Genomic DNA, 290 nt, shown 5'->3' with positions numbered 1-290 from the left:
GGAATCTGCCGAAGGTGAAATCAATGACTGGGGTGAAGTCGTAACAAGGTAGCCGTATCGGAAGGTGCGGCTGGATCACCTCCTTTCTAAGGAGAAATAACCTACTGTTTAATTTTGAGGGTTTATTGCCTTCAAAACTAGTACTTTGAGCAACGGAATTTATTTTATAAATTCGTTGGCGACGTACTTAAGCCGACGCGATAGCGAATGGCGTAGTACTTTGAAAATTGAACAGATTTAAATAAATTAAGGTTAAGTTATTAAGGGCGTAGGGCGGATGCCTTGGCACC

The 290-nt window shown here is 42.1% G+C and carries 1 rRNA gene; it reads left to right on the top strand.

Annotated elements, in window-relative coordinates:
• A 16S ribosomal RNA gene (locus Tmeso_RS16090) occupies window positions 1–86 on the top strand; the annotation flags it as partial.
• Window positions 87–290 lie beyond the last annotated feature (204 nt).

This window comes from Tepidibacter mesophilus (assembly GCF_002724055.1).
Taxonomy (GTDB): Bacteria; Bacillota; Clostridia; order Peptostreptococcales; family Peptostreptococcaceae; genus Tepidibacter_A; species Tepidibacter_A mesophilus.
Note: the sequence above shows the minus strand (reverse complement) of the source record. Positions and strands in the feature narration are given on the sequence as shown.